The organism is Salmonella sp. SAL4457 (assembly GCF_046548235.1).
In the GTDB taxonomy this organism is placed as follows: domain Bacteria; phylum Pseudomonadota; class Gammaproteobacteria; order Enterobacterales; family Enterobacteriaceae; genus Salmonella; species Salmonella enterica.
Window position 1 is genome coordinate 209,166 of the sequence record NZ_JBGDZO010000004.1, and the last position, 23,283, is coordinate 232,448.

The window sequence follows — 23,283 nt, forward strand, 5'->3', positions numbered from 1 at the left end:
GACATTCCTCCAGATTATTGTAATTTCACCCTCGCGCAGCCAGATAAAGCCTCTGGGTTCTGCGAAGTATGAATGCGTTTCCACTGCTCCTTTATGGGTACAACAGTATAGTCTCAGGGATGTGAGGGAAATTTGACGTGTTCGATTTTTTTAGCGTATCAGAGGGATGAATTATCATTGATTTTGATTAATTTAATTACTAAACCATCTGAAATCACTTTTTTTACCCTCCAGAAGGCGCCCGATACGCCTGCGCAAAATTTGTTTCGCCCGCGCGTTGCGAGTAGACTTCGTGACCTTGTCTTAAACTGGAGAAAGAATCATGAGCGAAACGGCAACCTGGCAGCCGAGCGCGTCCATCCCCAATTTATTAAAACGTGCGGCGATTATGGCGGAAATCCGTCGTTTCTTTGCCGATCGTGGAGTGCTTGAGGTTGAGACGCCCTGCATGAGTCAGGCGACGGTCACAGACATTCATCTGTTCCCGTTCGAAACGCGTTTCGTCGGACCTGGCCATTCCCAGGGGGTCAACCTCTATTTAATGACCAGTCCGGAATACCATATGAAACGCCTGCTGGCGGCAGGGTGCGGCCCGGTTTTCCAGCTATGCCGCAGTTTCCGTAATGAAGAGATGGGACGACATCATAATCCGGAATTCACTATGCTGGAGTGGTATCGCCCGCATTACGATATGTACCGCCTGATGAATGAAGTGGATGATTTGCTTCAGCAAGTGCTGGATTGTCAACCTGCGGAAAGTCTCTCCTATCAACAGGCGTTTCAGCGCCATCTGGAGATTGACCCGTTATCAGCAGATAAAACGCAACTGCGTGAGGCGGCGGCAAAGCTTGATTTAAGCAATATCGCCGATACGGAAGAAGACCGTGATACGTTGCTGCAACTGTTGTTCACGATGGGGGTTGAGCCGCATATAGGTAAAGAAAAGCCGACCTTTATTTATCACTTTCCGGCAAGTCAGGCATCGCTGGCACAAATCAGTACCGAGGATCATCGCGTCGCCGAGCGCTTTGAGGTGTACTACAAAGGTATTGAGCTGGCGAATGGTTTCCACGAACTGACGGACGCACGTGAGCAACAACAGCGCTTTGAACAGGACAATCGTAAGCGCGCCGCTCGCGGTCTGCCGCAGCAGCCGATTGACCAAAATCTACTGGATGCGCTGGCCGCCGGTCTACCGGATTGTTCCGGCGTGGCGCTGGGTGTTGATCGTCTGGTGATGCTGGCGCTGGGAGCAGAAAGCCTGGCGGACGTGATTGCTTTTACGGTCGATCGGGCGTAAATCTGAAATTCACTCTTTCGCGAGATAAAATGGCGCAATAAGCGCCATTTTGTAGCATATTTTTTCAATTATCCTCTGTTTGCCACAACATAAGGCTGGAACTTTGATGCCATTTAGGTATCAATCCTGTGTTGATTTTTTTATCGCTGACCTTCGTAAAAAAGAAGGCGGCGTCAATCGGTGAGCGGCGTCTGGCAAACGCGCTCGAGCGTAAGGGATGGTTGAATGACCCACACGATAAAAAAGATGAGCCTTATTGGGCTTATCCTGATGATTTTTACTTCTGTTTTTGGTTTTGCGAATAGCCCGTCGGCGTTTTATTTAATGGGGTATAGCGCAATCCCGTGGTATATATTTTCTGCCTTGCTGTTTTTTATTCCATTCGCCTTAATGATGGCTGAAATGGGTTCCGCTTATCGCAAAGAAGAGGGCGGGATCTATTCGTGGATGAATAATAGCGTGGGGCCACGTTACGCGTTTATTGGCACGTTTATGTGGTTTTCATCGTATGTCATATGGATGGTAAGTACGGCGGCAAAAATTTGGGTACCGTTTTCTACTTTTGTTTTTGGCGCCGATATGACGCAGCACTGGCGTATTGCAGGGCTTGAGCCTACGCAGGTTGTCGGGCTGCTCGCCGTCGGCTGGATGATTCTGGTGACGTGTGTCGCCGCCAGAGGGATCAATAAAATTGCGCGAATTACGGCGGTCGGAGGTATTGCCGTAATGTGTCTTAATTTAGTTTTATTGTTAGTGAGTGTCGCTATTTTGTTATTAAATGGTGGGCATTTTGCACAAGAAATTAATTTTACCTCGTCACCGAATCCGGGTTATCACTCCGGCCTGGCAATGTTGTCATTTGTGGTATTTGCTATTTTTGCGTACGGCGGTATTGAGGCTGTCGGCGGACTGGTGGATAAAACCGAGAAACCGGAAAAGAATTTTGCGAAAGGTATTGTTTTCGCGGCTATTGTGATTTCAATTGGTTATTCTTTGGCGATCTTTTTATGGGGCGTCAGCACTAACTGGCAACAGATATTAAGTAATAGCGCCGTTAACTTAGGGAATATTACCTACATTTTGATGTCGAGTTTAGGCACGACATTAGGTAACGCGTTAAACCTTTCTCCGGACGCAGCGATGACGGTGGGCGTCTGGTTTGCGCGTATCACCGGCCTTTCTATGTTTCTGGCTTATACCGGCGCGTTTTTTACGTTGAGCTATTCACCGCTGAAAGCCATTATTCAGGGGACGCCAAAAGCGTTGTGGCCCGCGCCGATGACGACACTGAACGCTAACGGTATGCCGGCGACCGCTATGTGGCTACAGTGCGTGCTGGTGAGTCTGTTTATTTTGCTGGTCTCTTTTGGCGGTGACACCGCATCGGCGTTTTATAACAAACTCACTCTGATGGCGAACGTCTCAATGACCTTGCCATACCTGTTCCTTGCGCTGGCATTTCCCTTCTTTAAAGCGCGTCAGGATCTGGAGCGGCCATTTGTTCTCTTTAAAACCAAAGCCTCTACCCTGGTCGCGACGGGTGTTGTGGTGCTGGTGGTGACGTTTGCCAACGTCTTTACCATCATCCAGCCGGTGATTGAAGCTGGGGACTGGGACAGCGCCTTGTGGATGATCGGCGGCCCGATCTTCTTCTCGCTGCTGGCGATGGCGATTTATCAGAATTACAGCAGCCGCATGAGCGCTGATCCGGAGTGGGCGGCGGAGTAATCTTTGTCCGGATAGCGTTAGCTCATCGGCTTTATGAAAAGGATATTTATAATGAGTCCGAAAATGTTTGCATTGTGCGCTATCTGGCTTTTACTGGCTATCCCACTCATCGCTGTATTTTCAGTCCTGGATAAAGAGTGGATGATTGGCGAGAGTGGGATAAACAACATTTGTGATGTGATGAGAACTGTCGAAAATGATGATTCCAGAGGTTTTGGCGCGATGATGACGCTGCCCCTGTTTTTCCCGTTTTTTTACGTTACTGTGTATAAGAAAATACGTAGTTGGTTTTTGTACTGTGTCGCGTTGGTGATATTTGCTTACTGGTCCTGGCAATTCTTCCTGCGCTATCAGTTTTGTGTGTGATCTATGCTAAAAGACCTGATAAGCCTATGTCATCGAGTCTTTTAGCGTCATCCGGCGCCATTGCGTTTACAAACTCCCCGCCGGGCGGCTGGTTTTACCCGCTGACGTTAACGTTCTCCCCGTTTGTTTACCGCCGAGGCTCTCCAGACGCATCTGGAACGGCGGGAACGGCATATCAATACCGTGCTCGCGGAAGCCCGCCAGAATCAATTGGTGGATCTCATGGCGTAATGGCATACGGTGTCCCATTTCCGCGGCATAGATACGCAGTTCGAAAATCTGAATACCCTGCTGGAGATCCACCAGAAAGATTTCAGGCGGTGGGTTATCCAGCACCAAAGAACAGCGCTGCGCCGCCGTCAGCAGAATTTGCGTCACCTCTTCGCTATTGGCATCCGCCGGCGCCGGGATGGTTAACACCACGCGCGTAACGGAGTCAGACAGCGACCAGTTGATAAACTGTTCGGTGATAAAGGCTTTATTCGGCACGATAATCTCTTTACGATCCCAGTCACTGATAGTGGTGGCGCGGGTATTGATTTTGGTCACGCTGCCGGTGAGATCGCGAATGGTCACCGTATCGCCGATACGAATCGGCTTTTCAAACAAAATAATCAGGCCGGAGATAAAGTTAGCGAAAATTTCTTGCAGGCCAAAACCAAGCCCAACGCCGAGCGCGGCCACCAGCCATTGTAGCTTCGACCACTCAATGCCGATCATCGAGAAACCGACCAGTCCGCCAATCAGCATTAACAGATATTTGGTGATGGTCGTGATGGCGTAACCGGTACCAGGCGTTAAATCGAGATGCTGTAATAACGCCAGTTCCAGCAGCGCAGGCAGATTACGCACCAACTGCGTGGTGATGATAAAGACCAGAATCGCAATGAGCACCGCCCCCAGAGTAATTGGCTCCAGGCTTTCCACGCCTTGCACCGTAGAGGTGACATCCCACAGCGAAATATTCTCCAGGAAGCCGAATGCCGAGTGGATTTCCGACCACAGTACAATTACCGATAGCAGGGCGATAAGCATCAGAATTGAGCGGACCAGACGCAGCGACTGGGCGCTAATAGCGTCAAGATCGATTTCACTTTCATCGATGTCGACCGCGCCTTCCAGGCTGGAGGAGTGCGCCGGTTCTTCTTCGCCGCGCGCGCGCTGCGCCAGCATTTCCGCCCGACGATGTTTGGCGCGGTCAAAAGCCAGTCGGCGTCGTTGGATCAGCATCCAGCGGCGAATGACATGATAAATAACCAGCAACAGGAACCAGATGGCGACCGAGGTTTCCAGTCTCGCCAGTAGCGCCTGCGCTGTGGCCAGATAACCCACCGCCGCCGCCAGAATCGCGATAAGCGGCGCGCCCATCAACATATTCCACAGCAGGCTGTTGACCATGTTGTCGCCGTTGCCTTCTTTATCAAGATAGAGCGGGATGCCCGCTTTTTTCAGACTCAGCGTGACCAGCGCCAGCGCGCCGCATATCAGGATGAAGCAAAGGCGGCCCAACGAGCCGGAAAACTCCCGATCGTTAAGATTATCAAACATGATCACTGCCATAATGAGCGGCACGATCAGCCCAATGCTCATCAGGTAGTAGCGCATTGCTTTCGCTACCCGGTTTCGCGGCCAGCCGAAATGCGCCACAAACAGACCATTAGGGCGGGCAAACGCGGCGCAAATCATGACTACCCACAACAGCGGTACTGTCGCCGTCACGCCATCGCCGATGGCGACGGCCAGCGGATACGGCCAGGCTTCCTGTAGACCATAGCCGAGCGTCGCCCACAAGACGGGCAGCGGCGAGGCGACCAGAATCGACCAGAACACCGTTCGCAGCGTCAGCGAGAAGTGATCCTGGGTGACTTTCCCGACGCGCGAGGCCGAGCGCTCAAGGAACCGGTTGAAGTGTTGGCGTGAATAGAGGCTAAACCCGACCAGCGCCAGCGCGCCGAATAACGGCAGTAGCGTCTCTTTGCTGGTCAGCATCATGATGCTGGCTTTACCTAACTGATTAAACGTATCTAATGAGATAAGCCGACGTAAATCCTGAACCAAATCAACAGGCCAGGAGAGCGATAGCGGGCTAACGTCAGCGGTCCAGAACAGATAACGGTGGGTCGCTTCATTAACCTCTTTAAGCGCATCCTCCAGTTGGCTGTTGGAGACTTTCAGTTTGGTCAACTCCAGGATCAGCGTGTCGCCGCCCTGTAACAACGAGTTGAGCAGCTCGCGCTGAGTGCGAAGCTGGGCGTCAAGAATCTGGTTTTGCTCGGCGGTCAGTAGTTGTCCATTGGCCTGACGTATTTGCCGTAGCTGCGGCTGTTTATTGAGTAATTCTTCATAGCGCATACGGTGAACGCGTAGCTGCGCCATTTCCGTATCAAGCTGCTGCGGTTTAGGCATCTCTGGCAGACGGGCGACCTGCGCGCGCAGCGCTTCGCCAAGCATGTTGGACACGCCAAGCCATTGCGACTGCTCCCGCAGCGTATTGAGCGCCTGACGCACCTGTAACGTTTGGCTGGTGGCCTGTCGCTGCTGCGAAGCGACCAGATCCATCCGCTGCGCTTGTTGATTGAGTGCCTGTGACAGCTCGCGGTTGACTTTAAATTGTTCGACGATGCCTTCCGGCAAACCGGCGCTGTTTTCCGCCAGCAGCTCAGTGCTTTCCAGCGCGCGTTCCGCTTCACGTTGGCGCAGGCTGTTGAGCTGATTGCGCAGCGCCTGAAGATACGCATCCAATTGCTGGCTCTGTTTTTCCGCCAGCTCGGAACGCAGACGAGCCAGTTCCTGCCGGTTGTTGGCGGACAGTTGCGCCAACTCCAGTTCGTCGACTAACGCTTTTAGTTTGGCGGACTCCGCCTGCATACTGAGACTTTGCGCCTGGCTAAGCGCGGCACTTCCGCCTGCGGCGCCGAGCCGTCGCTCAATCTCATTAAGCTGGCGACGGGCGTCGTTTTGCTGTTGGGGAAGCTGGCTGAGCGAGTCGGCGATCTCCCTGACGCGCTCCTGTTCCTGTTGCGCCTCGCGGGTTTTATCCAGTAGCTGGCTGCTAACCTGCAAGATCTCCTGATTTAACGCTTCGGTGGACATCTCTGGCGGTACGCTGCGAGGTTCATCGCGCAGATTATTCAACTGGGCGCGCAAGGTGGCGGATAGCTTAGGGAAATTATCAATAACGTGTTGATATTGTTTCGCGCGCTCAAGCGAGCCTTTTCGCTCTTCAAGCGCGTTTAACGCAGTCTGGAGCGCCTCAACGGCTTCCGGCTGAGCGGGCTTCGCCGCTTTTGCCTGCTCCAGTTCCTGCGTGATTTGTTTGGCGTCGGGGGCCGTTGCGGCGAACGCCCCCGTGCTGAGGCACCAGGCCATCAGAAAAGCGATAATCAGGCGCACGTCAGCATTCTCTCTTGATTAGGTGTCGTCTTTTTTATTGTCAACCAGCGGGCTGGCGTCGTGTTCAGCTTTAATTTCTTCTGCCGGCAGCGGAGCAGGTTCCACCTCCGGCGCGACGAATGTTTCGGTCGACGTAGCCAGCGGTTGGCCAATTTTGGTAACGGACAGGCTTGCCAGCGACGCGATCAGATTCACTTTCCCCGGCGCAAATAAGTTGATGACCGTGGAACCCAGTTTAAAGCGTCCCATCTCCTGGCCTTTCAACAAGGCGACAGACCCTTCATGTTCGCCTTCTGGCCAGGTCCAGCGCTTGATGATGCCTTCGCGCGGCGGGGTAATGGTCCCCGCCCAGACGGTTTCGATACTGCCGACAATAGTTGCGCCGACCAGAATCTGCGCCATAGGACCGAACTCGGTATCAAACAGACAGATAACGCGCTCGTTGCGGGCAAACAGGTTGGGGACGTTTTGCGCGGTCAGATGGTTAACGGAGAACAGATCGCCCGGTACGTAGATCATTTCACGCAGGATGCCGTTGCATGGCATGTGCACGCGATGGTAGTCGCGAGGGGAGAGGTAAGTGGTCACAAACGTGCCGTTGCGGAACTTATCCGCCATCAGGTAGTTACCCGCCAGCAACGCTTCAAGGCTGTAATTATGGCCTTTGGCCTGCAAAATTTTCTCTTCTTCGATACGACCCAACTGGCTTATCACGCCGTCAGCAGGCATCACCAGGATGTTAGGATCGGTATTGAGCGGACGCACGTCATCACGCAGCGGACGAACAAAGAAATCATTGAACGTACGATAGCTGGCGGTATCCGGTTTTTGCGCCTCGGTCATATCGACTTTGTAATACTTTACGAAGAGATCGATAACCAGTTTTGTCAGCCATCCTGCTCGTTTGCTTGCGCCCCAGCCCGCCAGGCGAGTGAGCCATAGTTTCGGCAGAATGTATTGTAGCGAAAGTTTAAATGAGTTTAACAAGGTAGCCTCCAGGCCATTGTTGTTCCTGAACCGGCAGTTATACCGGTATCCTGAAAAAAGGGGACGATTCTAACGACGCCTAGCGTATCTGTCAGTCGTCCGTATCAGAAAAGTTTTTACGCGTTTTTACCTGCGCCATACTTTCAAGAATTCGGTGATAATTTTCGAAACGGGTTTCCGCAATAGCGCCGTTCTCTACCGCCTCGCGAATGGCGCAGCCTGGATCGGCGTCATGCTTGCAGTCCCGGTATTTACAATGTCCCAAATAGTCATGAAATTCGACAAAGCCCTGGGTGATTTGTTCCGGCTCCAGATGCCATAAGCCGAACTCGCGCACGCCGGGGGAATCAATGACATCGCCGCCATGCGGGAAATGATACAGACGAGCAGCGGTAGTGGTATGTTGACCCAGACCGGAGACATTCGACACATCGTTCGTCAGAATCTCGTTCTGTAAGCCGAGCAGAGCGTTTAGCAGACTGGATTTTCCGACGCCGGACTGCCCGGCAAAAATACTGATGCGACCGGTTAACGCTTCTTCCAGCGGTTTCAGACCATCCTGCGTATGGCTGGAGACCATCAGCACGCGATAGCCGATATTGCGGTAGATATTCATCTGCTCATTAACGAAGTCCATACCTTCGTCGTCCAGCAGATCAATTTTATTGAGTACGATAAGCGGCTCAACCTGTAGGGTTTCACAGCCGACCAGATAGCGATCGATGATATTCAGCGACAGCTCCGGCAAAATCGCGGAGACAATAACGATTTGGTCAATGTTGGCGGCAATAGGCTTCACGCCGTCGTAGAAGTCCGGGCGCGTCAATACCGAGGTGCGCTCATGCACCGCTTCAACGATGCCTTTTACGTTGACGCCCTCTGCGGCGGCTTTGCCCGGACGCCAGACGACGCGATCGCCCGTCACCAGCGAACGGATAGTGCGGCGGATATTGCAGCGGTGAACCTCGCCGTCAGCAGACTCCACATCGGCATGCATACCAAAACGGCTAATGACGATACCTTCTGCAGGCTCGCCAAACAGGTTGTCATCGTAGTCGGCTTTCTCCGCGGACGTTTTTAAACGACGCTGGTGATTGGCGTTCACACGGCGCTGCTGGCCTTTGGAGAGTTTATTTTTGCTCAATCGTACTGGCTCCTGGTCGCCCATAGTGGGCAAAACATCTATGATACACGCAATTGTAGATGAATATAGTCACAGTGAATGTGACCTCTGAAGGGTGGAAAATAGCATGAGTGCCGATGAAAACAACCTGATTTGGATCGATCTGGAGATGACAGGTCTGGACCCCGAACGCGATCGCATTATTGAGATAGCCACGCTGGTGACGGATGCCAGCCTGAACATTCTGGCGGAAGGGCCGACGATTGCGGTACATCAATCCGATGCGCAACTGGCGTTAATGGATGACTGGAACGTGCGCACCCATACCGGCAGCGGCCTGGTAGATCGCGTTAAGGCAAGTACGATGGGCGAACGAGACGCTGAACTGGCGACGATTGAATTTCTGAAAACGTGGGTGCCTGCGGGTAAGTCGCCGATTTGCGGTAACAGCATCGGTCAGGATCGTCGTTTTCTGTTTAAATATATGCCGGAACTGGAGGCCTACTTCCACTATCGCTATCTGGATGTCAGTACGCTCAAGGAACTGGCGCGCCGCTGGAAGCCGGAGATTCTGGCCGGCTTTACCAAGCAGGGCACGCACCAGGCGATGGATGATATTCGCGAGTCGGTGGCGGAGCTGGCTTACTACCGCGAGCATTTCATTAAGCTGTGAGGCGTAACATGCCGGATGGCAACGCCAGAGCGTCTCATCCGGCAGCTCTCCCGCCACTGAATTACTGCGTAAACCATTTCTCCTGCATCTGCGCATATTCCGGCGACGCTTTCACCTTGTCGAGCGCGGCATTAATTTCTTGCAATAGCGCGTCGTTGCCTTTGCGTACCGCAATGCCTAACCCTTTTCCGTAGTAGTCAGGATCGCTGGCGCGTTCATCCATGATGGCGTAATCTGGATTGTTTTTTAGCCACTTACCAATCGCGGCGACATCGCCAAATACGCCCTCAAGACGGTTATTTTTCAGATCGGTAAAGGCGTTTAGATAGCTGTCATAGGCGACAGGCGTGATAGCTTGTTGTTTATCCTGCAAATAGCGCTGATGCGTTGTACCGTTTTCCAGACCGACTTTTTTGCCTTTCAGATCGGCAAAAGTGTGATAAGCCCCTTTACGCGTGACGACTACCGCCGATAGACCTTCGTAATAGGGTTGGCTAAAGGAGACCTGCTGCTCACGTTTGGGCGTCATATCCATACCGGCGATCACCGCATCAAACTTTTTGAAACGTAGGCCGGGGATCAGACTATCAAAGCTCTGGTTAGTGAATGAGCACTCCGCTTGCATCTCTTTGCAGACCGCGTTGGCGACATCAATATCGAAACCAACAATTTTATTATCGGCATCGACAAACTCATAGGGCGCATAGGTGGCGGAGGTGCCAAAATGTAATGTTCTGGCGGAAACGGAAGCGGCGTGAACGGAGAGGCTGGCTAACAGCATGACAATAAGTTTTTTTTTCATCTTGATCCCTGATATCAATTGGATGTTGTGGTCACCGTGCTATTCTTTTTTTGGCGCAGGGTGCTATTCTGATTCTGTGCCTTTAGGCGTGGCGTGAAAAGTTTTTTGTTGCATAGCGCACGCTTTGCTCGTTTTTTGTCTTGTTTGGTGATTTAATCAGCATTCAAACAAAAATCGCGAAAAAATGCGTTCAGGGGCTTGCAGCTAAATGGATTTCTCGTATAATGCGCCTCCCGTAACGACGCAGAAATGCGAATTACGACAGCAACAAATTTGCGGGAATAGCTCAGTTGGTAGAGCACGACCTTGCCAAGGTCGGGGTCGCGAGTTCGAGTCTCGTTTCCCGCTCCAAAATTTGAAAGTACTTGTTAAGTACAGACCACCAATCGCAGGATTTCGAATTGCGACAAGGCGGCAACTGAATGAGTCCTCAGGAGCTTACTGAAGTAAGTGACTCAGGCGAGTGAAGGCAGCCAACGCAGTAGCGGTTCGAAAGACGAAGATTATGCGGGAATAGCTCAGTTGGTAGAGCACGACCTTGCCAAGGTCGGGGTCGCGAGTTCGAGTCTCGTTTCCCGCTCCAAAATTTGAAAGTGCTTGTTAAGCACAGACCACCAATCGCAGGATTTCGAATTGCGACAAGGCGGCAACTGAATGAGTCCTCAGGAGCTTACTGAAGTAAGTGACTCAGGCGAGTGAAGGCAGCCAACGCAGTAGCGGTTCGAAAGACGAAGATTATGCGGGAATAGCTCAGTTGGTAGAGCACGACCTTGCCAAGGTCGGGGTCGCGAGTTCGAGTCTCGTTTCCCGCTCCAATTCTTATCTGCAGTAAAATTATCCACAACGAATATCGCGTTGGGGCACGTTTTGTTCCGCTTTCGTCAGATCCTTGTAAACAGACTTATCCACAGGGCGGCCCATTACTCCTGGAATGCAAAAAATTATACCTGACGCGTAGAATTTCTATAATTTACTGAAAAATATAGAAAAAATAAGATTTCAAAACGTTAGCGTTATTGTCTGTTCCTTTTTTCCCTCTTGAATCGCAATGTGTTTTTATTTTTATACACAGCCTGTGAATAATTCAGGCATCGCGCACCAGCCCTTTTTCAATCACCCTGACCAGACGCTGTTTTTTCGGTAGCTGCACTTCAATGATGCAGGCGTTGCGCTTTTCAATTTGTTGCGCAATCGCCCATTCGATATGCTCATCGAGAAGTGGATGCTCACCCTTGCGGCTTTCCAGCGCCGTAATGACGGCATTACTCCACGGCGCATTCCCCAGCGCGACGGCAACATTGCGCAGCCAGCGTAAATGACCAATGCGCCGAATCGCAGAACCTTCAGTGACTTTCAGAAACTGCGCTTCGCTCCAGCTAAACAACTCAACCAAATCTGGGTTATGCAGCGCCTTGCGTGGGCTAAAATCTGCTTCGTCGGTCAACTGAGAGTAACGATTCCACGGACAGATAAGCTGGCAGTCATCGCAGCCGTAAATACGGTTGCCTATCAGTGGGCGAAATGCTTCCGGAATAGCGCCTTCCAGCTCAATGGTGAGATAAGAAATACAGCGCCGCGCGTCCACCGTATACGGTTCGACAATCGCCCCGGTCGGGCAAATGGTCATACAGGCGACGCATTTGCCGCAACCTTCCTCGACCGGCTGGTCGACCGGCAGCGGTAAATCAATCAGCAATTCCCCCAGGAAAAAGAATGAGCCCGCCTCCCGATTAAGGATAAGTGAGTGCTTACCCGTCCAGCCAAGTCCGGCTTTTTCCGCTAATGGGCGTTCAAGAATAGGCGCAGAGTCGACAAACGGTCTAAAATTCAGCGAACCGCAGTACTGCTGGATCTGCTCGCCCAGTTTTTTAAGGCGGCTGCGTAACAGCTTGTGATAATCACGCCCCAGCGCATATCGGCTAACGTAGCCCAGCGTGGGATCCTTCAACGTACTGGCAAACGCGGCGTTGGCGGGCAAATAGTTCATGCGCACGCTGATGACACGTAGCGTACCGGGTAAGAGTTCATGAGGCCGGGCGCGCATCATACCGTGGCGCGCCATCCATGCCATCTCGCCGTGGTATTGTTTGTCCAGCCACGCCTGCAGCGCAGGTTCGGATGCGCGCAGATCGGTATCAGTAATACCGACCTGCTGAAAGCCCAGCTCCAGCCCCCACTGCTTAATATTTTGCGCTAACTGATTGAGATCGAGGGGCTTTGACATGATGGACCATAACATGAAGAAAAACCCTGTAAGTATACCACACTCCATTTGGCCCGCCGATGACATCAAACGGCTGGAACGCGATGCGGCGGATGCCTTCGGACTCACACTCTATGAATTGATGCTGCGCGCTGGCGACGCGGCATTTCGGGTAGCCCGTGACAGTTATCCTGACACCCGACACTGGCTGGTGTTGTGTGGTCATGGCAACAACGGCGGCGATGGTTACGTCGTGGCGCGACTAGCGCAAGCGGCGGGCATTAGCGTAACGTTGCTGGCGCAGGAGAGCGACAAACCGTTACCTGAAGAAGCGGCGCAGGCGCGCGATGCCTGGCTGAATGCCGGCGGCATTATCCATGCTGCCGATATTATCTGGCCGGAAGCGACGGATCTAATTATCGACGCGCTGCTTGGCACCGGTATAGCCCAGGCGCCGCGCGACCCGGTAGCCGGTCTGATTGAACAGGCGAACGCCCATCCTGCGCCGGTTGTCGCCGTCGATATCCCGTCAGGCCTGCTGGCGCAAACGGGCGCCACGCCTGGCGCGGTGATAAGCGCCGCGCATACGGTCACGTTTATCGCCCTGAAACCAGGCCTGCTGACCGGCAAAGCGCGTGACGTTACCGGCATACTGCATTATGACGCGTTGGGACTGGAAGGCTGGCTGGCAAGCCAGACGCCGCCGCTCCGGCGTTTTGACGCGACGCAGTTGGGGCAATGGTTAACGCCGCGTCGACCGACCTCGCATAAGGGCGATCATGGTCGTCTGGCGATCATCGGCGGCGACCAGGGAACAGCGGGCGCAATTCGGATGGCTGGCGAGGCGGCGCTGCGTACGGGGGCTGGGTTGGCCAGAGTACTGACCCGCGGTGAAAACATTGCGCCGTTGCTGACGGCCCGCCCGGAACTGATGGTACATGAACTCACGCCTCAGTCGCTGGAAGAGAGCCTGACCTGGGCTGACGTTGTGGTGATCGGCCCGGGGCTTGGGCAGCAGGAATGGGGCAAAAAAGCCTTACAGAAAGTAGAAAACGTCCGTAAACCTATGCTGTGGGATGCGGATGCGTTGAACCTACTGGCAATCAATCCTGATAAACGTCACAATCGCGTGATTACGCCGCATCCGGGAGAAGCTGCCCGCCTGTTAGGATGTTCTGTGGCAGAAATTGAAAGTGATCGCTTACTTTCAGCACAGCGTCTGGTAAAACGGTACGGAGGCGTGGTCGTGTTAAAAGGCGCAGGAACGATTATCGCCGCTGAACACCACCCTCTGGCTATCATTGACGCTGGTAATGCGGGGATGGCGAGCGGCGGGATGGGCGATGTCCTGTCCGGCATCATCGGCGCATTGCTCGGACAGAAGTTTACCCCGTATGATGCGGCATGTGTGGGATGTGTGGCTCACGGCGCGGCGGCGGACTTACTGGCAGCGCGTTATGGCGCTCGCGGCATGTTGGCGACCGATCTTTTTACTACGCTGCGGCGTATTGTTAACCCTGATGTGATTGACGTAAACCATGATGAATCGAGTAATTCCGCTACCTGACGAACAGGCGACGCTAGACCTGGGGCAACGGGTAGCCAACGCCTGCGATGGCGCGACCGTTATTTATCTGTATGGCGATTTAGGTGCCGGTAAAACGACGTTTAGCCGGGGATTTTTACAGGCGTTAGGCCATAACGGTAATGTAAAAAGCCCCACCTATACGCTGGTAGAGCCTTATGCGCTTGATAACATGATGGTATATCACTTCGACTTATACCGTCTTGCGGACCCGGAGGAGCTGGAGTTTATGGGCATTCGCGATTATTTCGCCAACGACGCCATTTGTCTGGTGGAGTGGCCGCAACAAGGTAAAGGCGTTCTCCCCGACCCGGACGTCGAAATCCATATTGATTACCAGGCGCAGGGGCGTGAGGCTCGCGTAAGCGCGGTATCCTCATCGGGTCATTCGTTACTGGCGCGTTTAGCCGATTAGCTATAAAGGTGGCGGGATGATTTATCGCATCAAAAATGCCGTAATAGCAGCCTTAATCCTGCTGTGCGCGCAGGCGGGCGCCGCCAGTCTCTCTGATATTCAGGTTTCCAACGGCGAGCAGCAGGCGCGCATTACGCTGAGTTTTATCGGCGAGCCGGAATATGCTTACTCACAGGACGGTAAACGTACCGTGGCGCTGGATATCAGGCAGACCGGCGTGATTCAGGGGCTGCCGCTTCAGTTTAGCGGTAACAATCTGGTAAAAACGATCCGTGCTGGAACGCCGAAAGATGCGCAATCTTTACGGTTGCTTGTCGATCTGACGGAAAATGGTAAAACCGAGGCGGTGAAGCGGCAAAACGGCGGCAACTATACGGTCGTTTTCACCATTAATGCCGATGTTCCGCCGCCACCGCCGCCTGTCGTCGCGAAACGGGTTGAAAGCGCGCCTCGCCCGACGGAGCCGGCCCGTAATCCGTTTAAATCTTCTGATGATCGCCTGACCGGCGTAACCAGCAGCAATACCGTTACGCGGCCTGCGGCGCGCGCGTCGGCAGGCGCTGGCGATAAAGTGGTGATTGCTATTGATGCCGGACATGGAGGCCAGGATCCCGGTGCGATAGGCCCGGGCGGTACGCGCGAGAAAAATGTCACCATCGCCATCGCGCGTAAGTTACGCACATTACTGAATAACGATCCGATGTTTAAAGGCGTGCTGACGCGTGACGGCGACTATTTTATTTCGGTGATGGGGCGGTCTGACGTGGCGCGTAAGCAAAACGCCAACTTCCTTGTCTCTATTCATGCGGATGCCGCGCCAAATCGCGACGCCACCGGTGCCTCCGTCTGGGTATTGTCCAATCGTCGCGCGAACAGCGAAATGGCAAACTGGCTTGAGCAGCATGAGAAGCAATCCGAACTGTTAGGCGGCGCTGGCGATGTGCTGGCGAACAGTCAGTCAGACCCTTACCTGAGCCAGGCGGTACTGGATTTGCAATTCGGTCATTCGCAGCGGGTAGGGTATGATGTGGCGACGAACGTACTAAGCCAACTGGACGGCGTGGGGTCGCTGCATAAACGTCGCCCGGAACACGCGAGCCTGGGCGTGCTGCGTTCGCCGGATATCCCGTCCATTTTGGTGGAGACGGGTTTTATCAGTAATCACGGCGAAGAACGATTGCTGGCGAGCGAACGCTATCAGCAGCAGATTGCTGACGCTATATACCGGGGGTTGCGTAAGTACTTTGCAGCGCATCCGATCCAGTCTGCGCCGCAGGGCAGCCCAGGCCAGACGGCCAGTACCAACCAGCCTGGCGCCATAACTGCCGCGAATTAAGGAGATTTCATGCCGATTCAGGTTCTGCCGCCGCAGCTTGCGAACCAAATCGCCGCTGGCGAAGTGGTGGAACGCCCTGCGTCGGTTGTTAAAGAGCTGGTAGAGAATAGTCTGGATGCAGGCGCTACCCGCGTTGATATCGACATCGAGCGTGGCGGCGCGAAGCTTATTCGTATTCGCGACAATGGCTGCGGCATTAAAAAAGAGGAGCTGGCGCTGGCGCTGGCCCGTCATGCCACCAGTAAAATCGCCTCGCTTGACGATCTGGAAGCGATTATCAGTCTGGGATTTCGCGGCGAAGCGCTGGCCAGTATCAGTTCGGTCTCGCGTTTGACGCTAACGTCGCGCACGGCGGAGCAGGCGGAAGCCTGGCAGGCGTATGCGGAAGGGCGCGACATGGACGTGACGGTAAAACCCGCCGCGCACCCGGTCGGCACCACCCTGGAAGTTCTGGATCTCTTTTATAATACGCCCGCCCGGCGCAAATTCATGCGTACCGAAAAAACGGAATTTAATCATATCGATGAGATCATCCGTCGTATTGCATTGGCCCGTTTTGACGTCACGCTTAACCTGTCGCACAACGGCAAATTGGTACGGCAGTATCGCGCTGTCGCAAAGGACGGGCAAAAAGAGCGCCGGTTAGGCGCCATCTGCGGCACGCCGTTTCTCGAACATGCACTGGCGATCGAGTGGCAGCATGGCGATCTGACCCTGCGCGGCTGGGTCGCCGATCCGAATCACACCACCACGGCGTTAACGGAGATCCAGTACTGTTATGTGAATGGCCGCATGATGCGCGACCGCTTGATCAACCATGCCATTCGCCAGGCCTGTGAAGATAAACTGGGCGCGGACCAACAGCCTGCGTTTGTGTTGTATCTGGAGATTGACCCGCATCAGGTGGATGTCAATGTTCATCCCGCCAAGCACGAAGTGCGTTTTCATCAATCCCGGCTGGTGCACGACTTCATCTATCAAGGGGTGCTGAGCGTTCTACAACAGCAGACGGAAACGACGCTGCCGCTGGAGGAGATTGCGCCAGCGCCGCGGCATGTCCCGGAAAACCGTATCGCCGCCGGGCGCAACCATTTTGCTGTACCCGCCGAGCCAACTGCGGCGCGCGAGCCCGCGACACCGCGTTATTCCGGCGGCGCATCGGGCGGCAACGGCGGGCGTCAGTCCGCAGGTGGTTGGCCGCACGCGCAGCCAGGTTATCAGAAGCAGCAGGGCGAGGTTTATCGCGCGCTTTTACAGACGCCGGCGACGAGCCCCGCGCCGGAGCCGGTTGCGCCTGCGCTTGACGGACATAGCCAGAGTTTCGGTCGCGTACTGACGATAGTCGGCGGTGACTGCGCGTTGCTGGAACACGCGGGGACTATCCAGCTCTTGTCGCTGCCGGTTGCGGAGCGTTGGCTGCGTCAGGCGCAGCTTACACCGGGTCAAAGTCCGGTTTGCGCGCAGCCGTTGCTGATTCCGCTGCGTTTAAAAGTGAGCGCCGATGAAAAAGCCGCGCTGCAAAAAGCCCAATCTTTGTTGGGAGAATTGGGTATTGAATTTCAGTCAGATGCGCAGCATGTGACCATTCGGGCGGTGCCTTTACCCTTACGACAACAAAATTTACAAATCTTGATTCCTGAACTGATAGGCTACCTGGCGCAGCAGACCACATTTGCAACGGTCAATATTGCACAATGGATAGCGCGTAATGTGCAGAGCGAACATCCGCAGTGGTCGATGGCGCAGGCCATATCGCTGCTGGCGGATGTTGAGCGGCTATGTCCGCAGCTGGTAAAAGCGCCGCCGGGTGGCCTGTTACAACCTGTTGATTTACATTCGGCGATGAACGCCCTGAAGCATGAATGATGTAAGCAAGGCGAGCCTGCCTAAGGCGATATTTTTGATGGGGCCGACGGCCTCCGGCAAAACGGCGCTGGCGATAGAACTGCGTAAAGTTTTGCCAGTAGAGTTGATAAGCGTTGATTCCGCCCTCATTTATCGGGGAATGGATATTGGCACGGCTAAGCCGAATGCCGATGAGCTGAAAGCGGCGCCGCATCGACTGCTGGATATACGCGACCCGTCGCAGGCGTATTCGGCGGCGGATTTTCGCCGCGACGCGTTAGCGCAAATGGCGGAGATCACCGCTGCGGGGCGTATCCCGCTGTTAGTGGGCGGTACCATGCTGTATTTTAAGGCATTGCTGGAAGGGTTATCGCCGCTGCCTTCAGCAGATCCGGAAGTCAGATCCCGGATAGAGCAGCAAGCAGCGGAGCTTGGATGGGAGGCGTTGCATCAGCAACTTCAGGAGATAGATCCGGTTGCCGCCGCGCGAATTCATCCAAATGATCCGCAAAGACTTTCCCGGGCACTGGAAGTTTTTTTCATTTCGGGTAAAACTTTAACGGAGCTAACGCAAACGTCAGGAGACGCGCTACCGTACCAGGTGCATCAGTTCGCTATCGCCCCGGCGAGCCGTGAACTGCTCCATCAGCGCATTGAACTGCGTTTTCATCAGATGTTGGCTTCAGGTTTTGAAGCAGAAGTCCGGGCGCTTTTTGCCCGAGGAGATTTGCATACGGACTTGCCTTCCATCCGTTGTGTGGGATACCGCCAGATGTGGTCATACATTGAGGGCGAAATCTCATATGATGAAATGGTTTATAGAGGTGTTTGCGCCACGAGACAGTTGGCGAAGCGCCAGATGACCTGGTTGCGCGGTTGGGAAGGGGTGCGCTGGCTTGACAGTGAGAATCCCGATCGGGCGCGAAAAGAAGTATTACAGGTTGTTGGTGCTATCGCAGACTGAATGTGTACAATTGAGACGTATCGTGCGCAATTTTTCAGAATCGAAAGGTTCAAAGTACAAATAAGCATATAAGGAAAAGAGAATGGCTAAGGGGCAATCTTTACAAGACCCGTTCCTGAACGCATTGCGTCGGGAACGTGTTCCAGTTTCTATTTATTTGGTGAATGGTATTAAGCTGCAAGGTCAAATCGAGTCCTTTGATCAGTTCGTGATCCTGTTGAAAAACACGGTCAGCCAGATGGTTTATAAGCACGCGATTTCTACTGTTGTCCCGTCTCGCCCGGTTTCCCATCACAGCAACAATGCCGGTGGCGGCGCCAGCAATAACTACCATCACGGTAGCAACGCGCAGGGTTCTACTGCGCAACAGGACAGCGAAGAGACTGAATAAGTTCACGCGCTGTTTATCCATGTCGGGGGCGTCGGATAATCGCCCCCGCTGGTTATTAAGAGGGTTTACGCTTGTTTGACCGTTATGATGCCGGTGAGCAGGCGGTACTGGTACACATCTATTTTTCGCAAGACAAAGATATGGAAGACCTCCAGGAGTTTGAATCTCTGGTCTCTTCCGCCGGTGTCGAAGCAATGCAGGTGATTACCGGTAGCCGTAAAGCACCGCACCCGAAGTACTTTGTAGGTGAAGGTAAGGCAGTTGAAATTGCGGAAGCCGTGAAAGCGACTGGCGCAGCGGTCGTATTGTTTGATCATGCATTGAGTCCAGCCCAGGAGCGAAACCTGGAGCGTTTGTGCGAGTGCCGGGTTATCGATCGCACCGGTCTTATCTTAGATATTTTTGCCCAACGTGCGCGTACCCATGAAGGTAAGTTGCAGGTTGAGCTGGCACAGCTACGCCATCTGGCTACGCGTCTGGTGCGTGGCTGGACCCACCTTGAACGTCAGAAAGGCGGGATTGGTTTGCGCGGTCCGGGTGAAACCCAGCTCGAAACCGACCGTCGTTTACTGCGTAATCGCATTGTGCAGATTCAGTCGCGCCTGGAGAAAGTTGAGAAGCAACGTGAGCAGGGGCGGCAGTCGCGCATCAAGGCCGATGTTCCGACGGTATCGCTGGTGGGCTATACCAACGCCGGAAAATCCACCCTTTTTAATCAGATCACTGAAGCGCGGGTCTATGCGGCAGATCAGCTATTTGCGACGCTGGACCCGACGTTACGTCGTATTGATGTAGCGGATGTCGGTGAAACCGTTCTGGCGGATACGGTAGGCTTTATCCGCCATTTACCGCACGATCTGGTGGCTGCCTTTAAAGCTACCCTGCAAGAGACGCGTCAGGCGACGCTGCTGCTGCATGTGGTCGATGCGGCGGATGTTCGCGTGCAGGAAAACATCGAGGCGGTAAACACCGTTCTCGAAGAGATTGACGCTCACGAAATCCCCACCTTAATGGTGATGAACAAAATCGATATGCTGGACGACTTTGAACCGCGTATCGACAGAGATGAAGAGAATAAACCCATCCGCGTTTGGCTTTCAGCGCAAAGCGGCGTGGGGATACCACAGCTTTTTCAGGCTTTGACGGAGCGTCTTTCCGGCGAGGTGGCGCAGCATACGCTGCGTTTGCCGCCGCAGGAAGGGCGTCTGAGAAGCCGGTTTTATCAGCTTCAGGCAATAGAAAAAGAGTGGATGGAGGAAGACGGTAGCGTCAGTCTGCAGGTACGAATGCCGATTGTCGACTGGCGTCGCCTCTGTAAACAAGAACCGGCGTTGATCGAATACGTGATCTAGACGCGAAGTCATTCAGGTCGTATTGAGGCGGTAGCTGAGAGAATCTCAGGAGCTCACAACTAAGTGACCTGGGGTAAAAAAGCCGCCACTCAAGACGCAGCCTGAAAGATGATGTCTGTAACGGCGGTTCGTCTGAAGCATGGAGTAATTTCGCCTTATCCTCTGAGGTCGAAAGACAACGGGGATCACCGCATAACAAATATGGAGCACAAACATGGCGTGGAATCAGCCCGGTAATAACGGACAGGACCGCGACCCGTGGGGAAGCAGCAAACCTGGCAGCAACTCTGGGGGAAATGGAAACAAAGGTGGCCGCGATCAGGGACCTCCCGATCTGGATGATATCTTCCGTAAGCTGAGTAAAAAACTCGGTGGTTTTGGGGGCGGTAAAGGCACCGGTTCCGGCGGCGGTAGCTCATCGCAAGGCCCGCGTCCGCAACTGGGAGGCCGTATTGTCGCCATCGCCGCGGCGGCAGTAGTCATTATCTGGGCGGCCAGCGGTTTTTATACCATTAAAGAAGCCGAGCGTGGCGTTGTGACGCGTTTTGGTAAATTCAGCCATCTGGTAGAGCCAGGTCTGAACTGGAAGCCGACATTTATTGACGACGTCACGCCGGTGAACGTCGAAGCGGTGCGCGAACTGGCGGCGTCAGGCGTGATGCTGACGTCTGATGAAAACGTCGTGCGCGTTGAAATGAACGTGCAATACCGCGTCACCGATCCGCAGAAATATCTGTTTAGCGTGACCAGCCCGGACGATAGCCTGCGTCAGGCCACCGACAGCGCGCTGCGTGGCGTCATTGGTAAATACACGATGGATCGCATCCTGACCGAAGGTCGTACCGTTATTCGTAGCGATACCCAACGCGAGCTGGAAGAGACTATCAAACCGTACAACATGGGGATTACCCTGCTGGACGTGAACTTCCAGGCTGCGCGTCCGCCGGAAGAGGTGAAAGCCGCCTTTGACGACGCGATTGCCGCACGTGAAAACGAGCAGCAGTACATTCGTGAAGCGGAAGCGTATACCAACGAAGTTCAGCCGCGCGCCAACGGTCAGGCGCAGCGTATTCTGGAAGAGGCACGCGCCTATAAAACCCAGACTATCCTGGAAGCGCAGGGTGAAGTCGCCCGGTTTGCGAAGATTTTGCCGGAATATAAAGCCGCGCCGCAGATTACGCGCGAGCGTCTGTATATTGAAACGATGGAAAAAGTGCTGAGCCATACCCGTAAAGTACTGGTTAACGACAAGAGCGGTAATTTAATGGTGCTGCCGTTAGATCAGATGCTGAAAGGCGGGAATGCGCCGGCGGCAAAGAGCGACAATAGCGCCAGCAACCTGCTGCGCCTGCCGCCGTCCACAAAATCTAACGCCAGCGGAGCAAGCAACACGTCGTCCTCAAATCAGGGCGATATTATGGACCAACGCCGCGCGAATGCGCAGCGTAACGACTACCAGCGTCAGGGGGAATAACGATGCGTAAGTCAGTTATTGCGATTATCATCATCGTGCTGGTAGTGCTCTACATGTCCGTCTTTGTGGTCAAAGAGGGCGAGCGCGGCATTACGCTGCGTTTTGGTAAAGTTCTGCGTGACGATGAGAACAAACCGCTGGTTTACGCGCCGGGTCTGCACTTTAAGATCCCGTTTATTGAATCAGTGAAAATGCTTGATGCGCGTATCCAGACGATGGATAACCAGGCCGATCGCTTTGTGACTAAAGAGAAGAAAGACCTGATTGTCGACTCCTACATCAAATGGCGTATCAGCGACTTTAGCCGTTACTATCTGGCGACCGGCGGCGGCGATATTTCGCAAGCCGAAGTGCTGTTAAAACGTAAATTCTCGGACCGTTTGCGTTCTGAGATTGGTCGCCTGGACGTAAAAGACATCGTGACCGATTCTCGTGGTCGTCTGACTCTGGAGGTGCGCGACGCGCTGAACTCCGGTTCAGCCGGTACCGATGATGAAGTAGCGACCCCGGCGGCGGATGACGCGATTGCCGAAGCGGCGGAACGCGTTACGGCGGAAACCAAAGGTAAAGTACCGGTCATCAACCCGAACAGTATGGCGGCGTTGGGTATCGAAGTGGTCGATGTGCGTATTAAGCAGATCAACCTGCCGACCGAGGTTTCTGAGGCGATTTACAACCGTATGCGCGCCGAGCGTGAAGCGGTCGCGCGTCGTCATCGCTCACAAGGTCAGGAAGAAGCGGAAAAACTGCGTGCGGCTGCTGACTATGAGGTGACGAAAACTCTGGCGGAAGCCGAGCGTCAGGGGCGTATCATGCGTGGTGAAGGTGATGCTGAAGCCGCGAAGCTGTTTGCCGACGCGTTCAGTCAGGACCCTGATTTCTACGCGTTCATTCGTAGTCTGCGCGCTTACGAGAAGAGCTTCGAAGGTAATCAGGACGTGATGGTACTGAGCCCGGACAGCGATTTCTTCCGCTACATGAAGACACCGAGTTCGACGACACGCTAAAATAGCGTCAGCGGTTTTAGACCAGCAAAACCACCGCATCCAAAGGATGCCGGTGGTTTTCTTTTATAAGGGCGATAAATGAATTCAACAATCTGGTTGGCGCTTGCTCTGGTATTAGTCCTCGAAGGGCTGGGACCGATGCTGTATCCCGGCGCATGGAAAAAAATGGTTTCGGCACTGGCGCAACTGCCGGAAAATGTTTTACGTCGTTTTGGCGGCGGACTTGTGGTCGCGGGAGTTGTGGTCTACTACATGTTGAGGAAAACGATTGGCTGAACAAAAAGTGGTCGGATTTGCCGCAGATTGAGTGCAAAAAGTGCTGTATATCTGAAAAAGCGA

Annotated in this window: 19 protein-coding genes and 3 tRNA genes; 17 read left to right on the plus strand and 5 right to left on the minus strand. The window is 53.8% G+C overall.

Annotation, left to right across the window (positions count from 1 at the left end):
• Positions 1-322: 322 nt before the first annotated feature.
• From epmA to ACLJNW_RS14745, 3 genes are all read left to right on the plus strand, one after another.
• Positions 323-1,300: an elongation factor P--(R)-beta-lysine ligase gene (gene epmA / locus ACLJNW_RS14735; RefSeq protein ID WP_024154454.1), complete on the plus strand. Its 978-nt coding sequence runs from the start codon at positions 323-325 to the stop codon at positions 1,298-1,300.
• Positions 1,301-1,525: 225 nt separating this feature from the next.
• Entirely contained in the window at positions 1,526-3,028 is a 1,503-nt protein-coding gene (gene yjeM / locus ACLJNW_RS14740; protein WP_000149872.1) for a glutamate/gamma-aminobutyrate family transporter YjeM, read from the plus strand.
• Between the two features lie 51 nt (positions 3,029-3,079).
• On the plus strand, positions 3,080-3,394 hold the full coding sequence (locus tag ACLJNW_RS14745) for a YjeO family protein (RefSeq protein WP_000074661.1): 315 nt from the start codon (positions 3,080-3,082) through the stop codon (positions 3,392-3,394).
• Between the two features lie 66 nt (positions 3,395-3,460).
• Here ACLJNW_RS14745 and mscM read toward each other — a convergent pair whose 3' ends face one another.
• The 3 genes from mscM to rsgA all read right to left on the minus strand — a co-directional run bounded on the left by mscM (position 3,461) and on the right by rsgA (position 8,918).
• Positions 3,461-6,787, minus strand: coding sequence for a miniconductance mechanosensitive channel MscM (gene mscM / locus ACLJNW_RS14750; RefSeq protein ID WP_023204820.1), 3,327 nt, complete (start codon positions 6,785-6,787; stop codon positions 3,461-3,463).
• A gap of 18 nt (positions 6,788-6,805) precedes the next feature.
• Positions 6,806-7,774: an archaetidylserine decarboxylase gene (gene asd, locus ACLJNW_RS14755; RefSeq protein WP_000934956.1), complete on the minus strand. Its 969-nt coding sequence runs from the start codon at positions 7,772-7,774 to the stop codon at positions 6,806-6,808.
• Positions 7,775-7,865: 91 nt separating this feature from the next.
• Complete coding sequence (gene rsgA / locus ACLJNW_RS14760) at positions 7,866-8,918, minus strand: small ribosomal subunit biogenesis GTPase RsgA (RefSeq protein ID WP_000041948.1); 1,053 nt, start codon at positions 8,916-8,918, stop codon at positions 7,866-7,868.
• A 106-nt stretch (positions 8,919-9,024) separates the two neighbouring features.
• Between rsgA and orn the strand changes: the two genes are divergently transcribed.
• On the plus strand, positions 9,025-9,570 hold the full coding sequence (gene orn / locus ACLJNW_RS14765; RefSeq protein ID WP_001271546.1) for an oligoribonuclease: 546 nt from the start codon (positions 9,025-9,027) through the stop codon (positions 9,568-9,570).
• A gap of 61 nt (positions 9,571-9,631) precedes the next feature.
• Here orn and ACLJNW_RS14770 read toward each other — a convergent pair whose 3' ends face one another.
• Entirely contained in the window at positions 9,632-10,372 is a 741-nt protein-coding gene (locus ACLJNW_RS14770; RefSeq protein ID WP_000727892.1) for an arginine ABC transporter substrate-binding protein, read from the minus strand.
• A gap of 275 nt (positions 10,373-10,647) precedes the next feature.
• Between ACLJNW_RS14770 and ACLJNW_RS14775 the strand changes: the two genes are divergently transcribed.
• The 3 genes from ACLJNW_RS14775 (at position 10,648) to ACLJNW_RS14785 (ending at position 11,187) form a co-directional block, all read left to right on the plus strand.
• A tRNA-Gly gene (locus ACLJNW_RS14775) sits at positions 10,648-10,723 on the plus strand.
• Between the two features lie 156 nt (positions 10,724-10,879).
• Positions 10,880-10,955 (plus strand) — tRNA-Gly (locus ACLJNW_RS14780).
• 156 nt (positions 10,956-11,111) lie between these two features.
• Positions 11,112-11,187, plus strand: a tRNA-Gly gene (locus ACLJNW_RS14785).
• A gap of 269 nt (positions 11,188-11,456) precedes the next feature.
• Here the strand turns inward: ACLJNW_RS14785 and queG are convergent.
• The gene (gene queG, locus ACLJNW_RS14790) at positions 11,457-12,596 is read right to left on the minus strand and encodes a tRNA epoxyqueuosine(34) reductase QueG (RefSeq protein WP_001615111.1); all 1,140 of its coding nucleotides are present in this window, start codon (positions 12,594-12,596) and stop codon (positions 11,457-11,459) included.
• Between queG and nnr the strand changes: the two genes are divergently transcribed.
• From nnr to ACLJNW_RS14840, 10 genes are all read left to right on the plus strand, one after another.
• Positions 12,595-14,142, plus strand: coding sequence for a bifunctional ADP-dependent NAD(P)H-hydrate dehydratase/NAD(P)H-hydrate epimerase (gene nnr / locus ACLJNW_RS14795; RefSeq protein WP_023204822.1), 1,548 nt, complete (start codon positions 12,595-12,597; stop codon positions 14,140-14,142). The genes queG and nnr overlap by 2 nt on opposite strands.
• Complete coding sequence (gene tsaE, locus ACLJNW_RS14800; RefSeq protein WP_000981984.1) at positions 14,114-14,575, plus strand: tRNA (adenosine(37)-N6)-threonylcarbamoyltransferase complex ATPase subunit type 1 TsaE; 462 nt, start codon at positions 14,114-14,116, stop codon at positions 14,573-14,575. Before nnr ends, tsaE begins: the two co-directional genes overlap by 29 nt.
• Before the next feature lie 16 nt (positions 14,576-14,591).
• Positions 14,592-15,911: an N-acetylmuramoyl-L-alanine amidase AmiB gene (gene amiB, locus ACLJNW_RS14805; protein WP_023204823.1), complete on the plus strand. Its 1,320-nt coding sequence runs from the start codon at positions 14,592-14,594 to the stop codon at positions 15,909-15,911.
• 9 nt (positions 15,912-15,920) lie between these two features.
• Positions 15,921-17,777: a DNA mismatch repair endonuclease MutL gene (mutL, locus tag ACLJNW_RS14810; RefSeq protein WP_001748746.1), complete on the plus strand. Its 1,857-nt coding sequence runs from the start codon at positions 15,921-15,923 to the stop codon at positions 17,775-17,777.
• A complete protein-coding gene (miaA, locus tag ACLJNW_RS14815) occupies positions 17,770-18,720 on the plus strand; it encodes a tRNA (adenosine(37)-N6)-dimethylallyltransferase MiaA (protein WP_001000734.1) in 951 nt (316 codons plus the stop codon). The genes mutL and miaA overlap by 8 nt, the downstream gene beginning before the upstream one ends.
• 82 nt (positions 18,721-18,802) lie before the next feature.
• Positions 18,803-19,111 (plus strand): RNA chaperone Hfq, encoded by a 309-nt coding sequence (hfq, locus tag ACLJNW_RS14820; protein ID WP_001051875.1) that lies wholly within the window; start codon positions 18,803-18,805, stop codon positions 19,109-19,111.
• A gap of 71 nt (positions 19,112-19,182) precedes the next feature.
• Complete coding sequence (gene hflX / locus ACLJNW_RS14825; RefSeq protein WP_000460338.1) at positions 19,183-20,463, plus strand: ribosome rescue GTPase HflX; 1,281 nt, start codon at positions 19,183-19,185, stop codon at positions 20,461-20,463.
• A 214-nt stretch (positions 20,464-20,677) separates the two neighbouring features.
• Positions 20,678-21,937, plus strand: coding sequence for an FtsH protease activity modulator HflK (hflK, locus tag ACLJNW_RS14830; protein WP_000312505.1), 1,260 nt, complete (start codon positions 20,678-20,680; stop codon positions 21,935-21,937).
• Positions 21,938-21,939: 2 nt separating this feature from the next.
• Complete coding sequence (gene hflC / locus ACLJNW_RS14835) at positions 21,940-22,944, plus strand: protease modulator HflC (RefSeq protein WP_001232417.1); 1,005 nt, start codon at positions 21,940-21,942, stop codon at positions 22,942-22,944.
• Positions 22,945-23,022: 78 nt separating this feature from the next.
• Positions 23,023-23,220, plus strand: coding sequence for a DUF2065 domain-containing protein (locus ACLJNW_RS14840; RefSeq protein ID WP_001089290.1), 198 nt, complete (start codon positions 23,023-23,025; stop codon positions 23,218-23,220).
• Positions 23,221-23,283 lie beyond the last annotated feature (63 nt).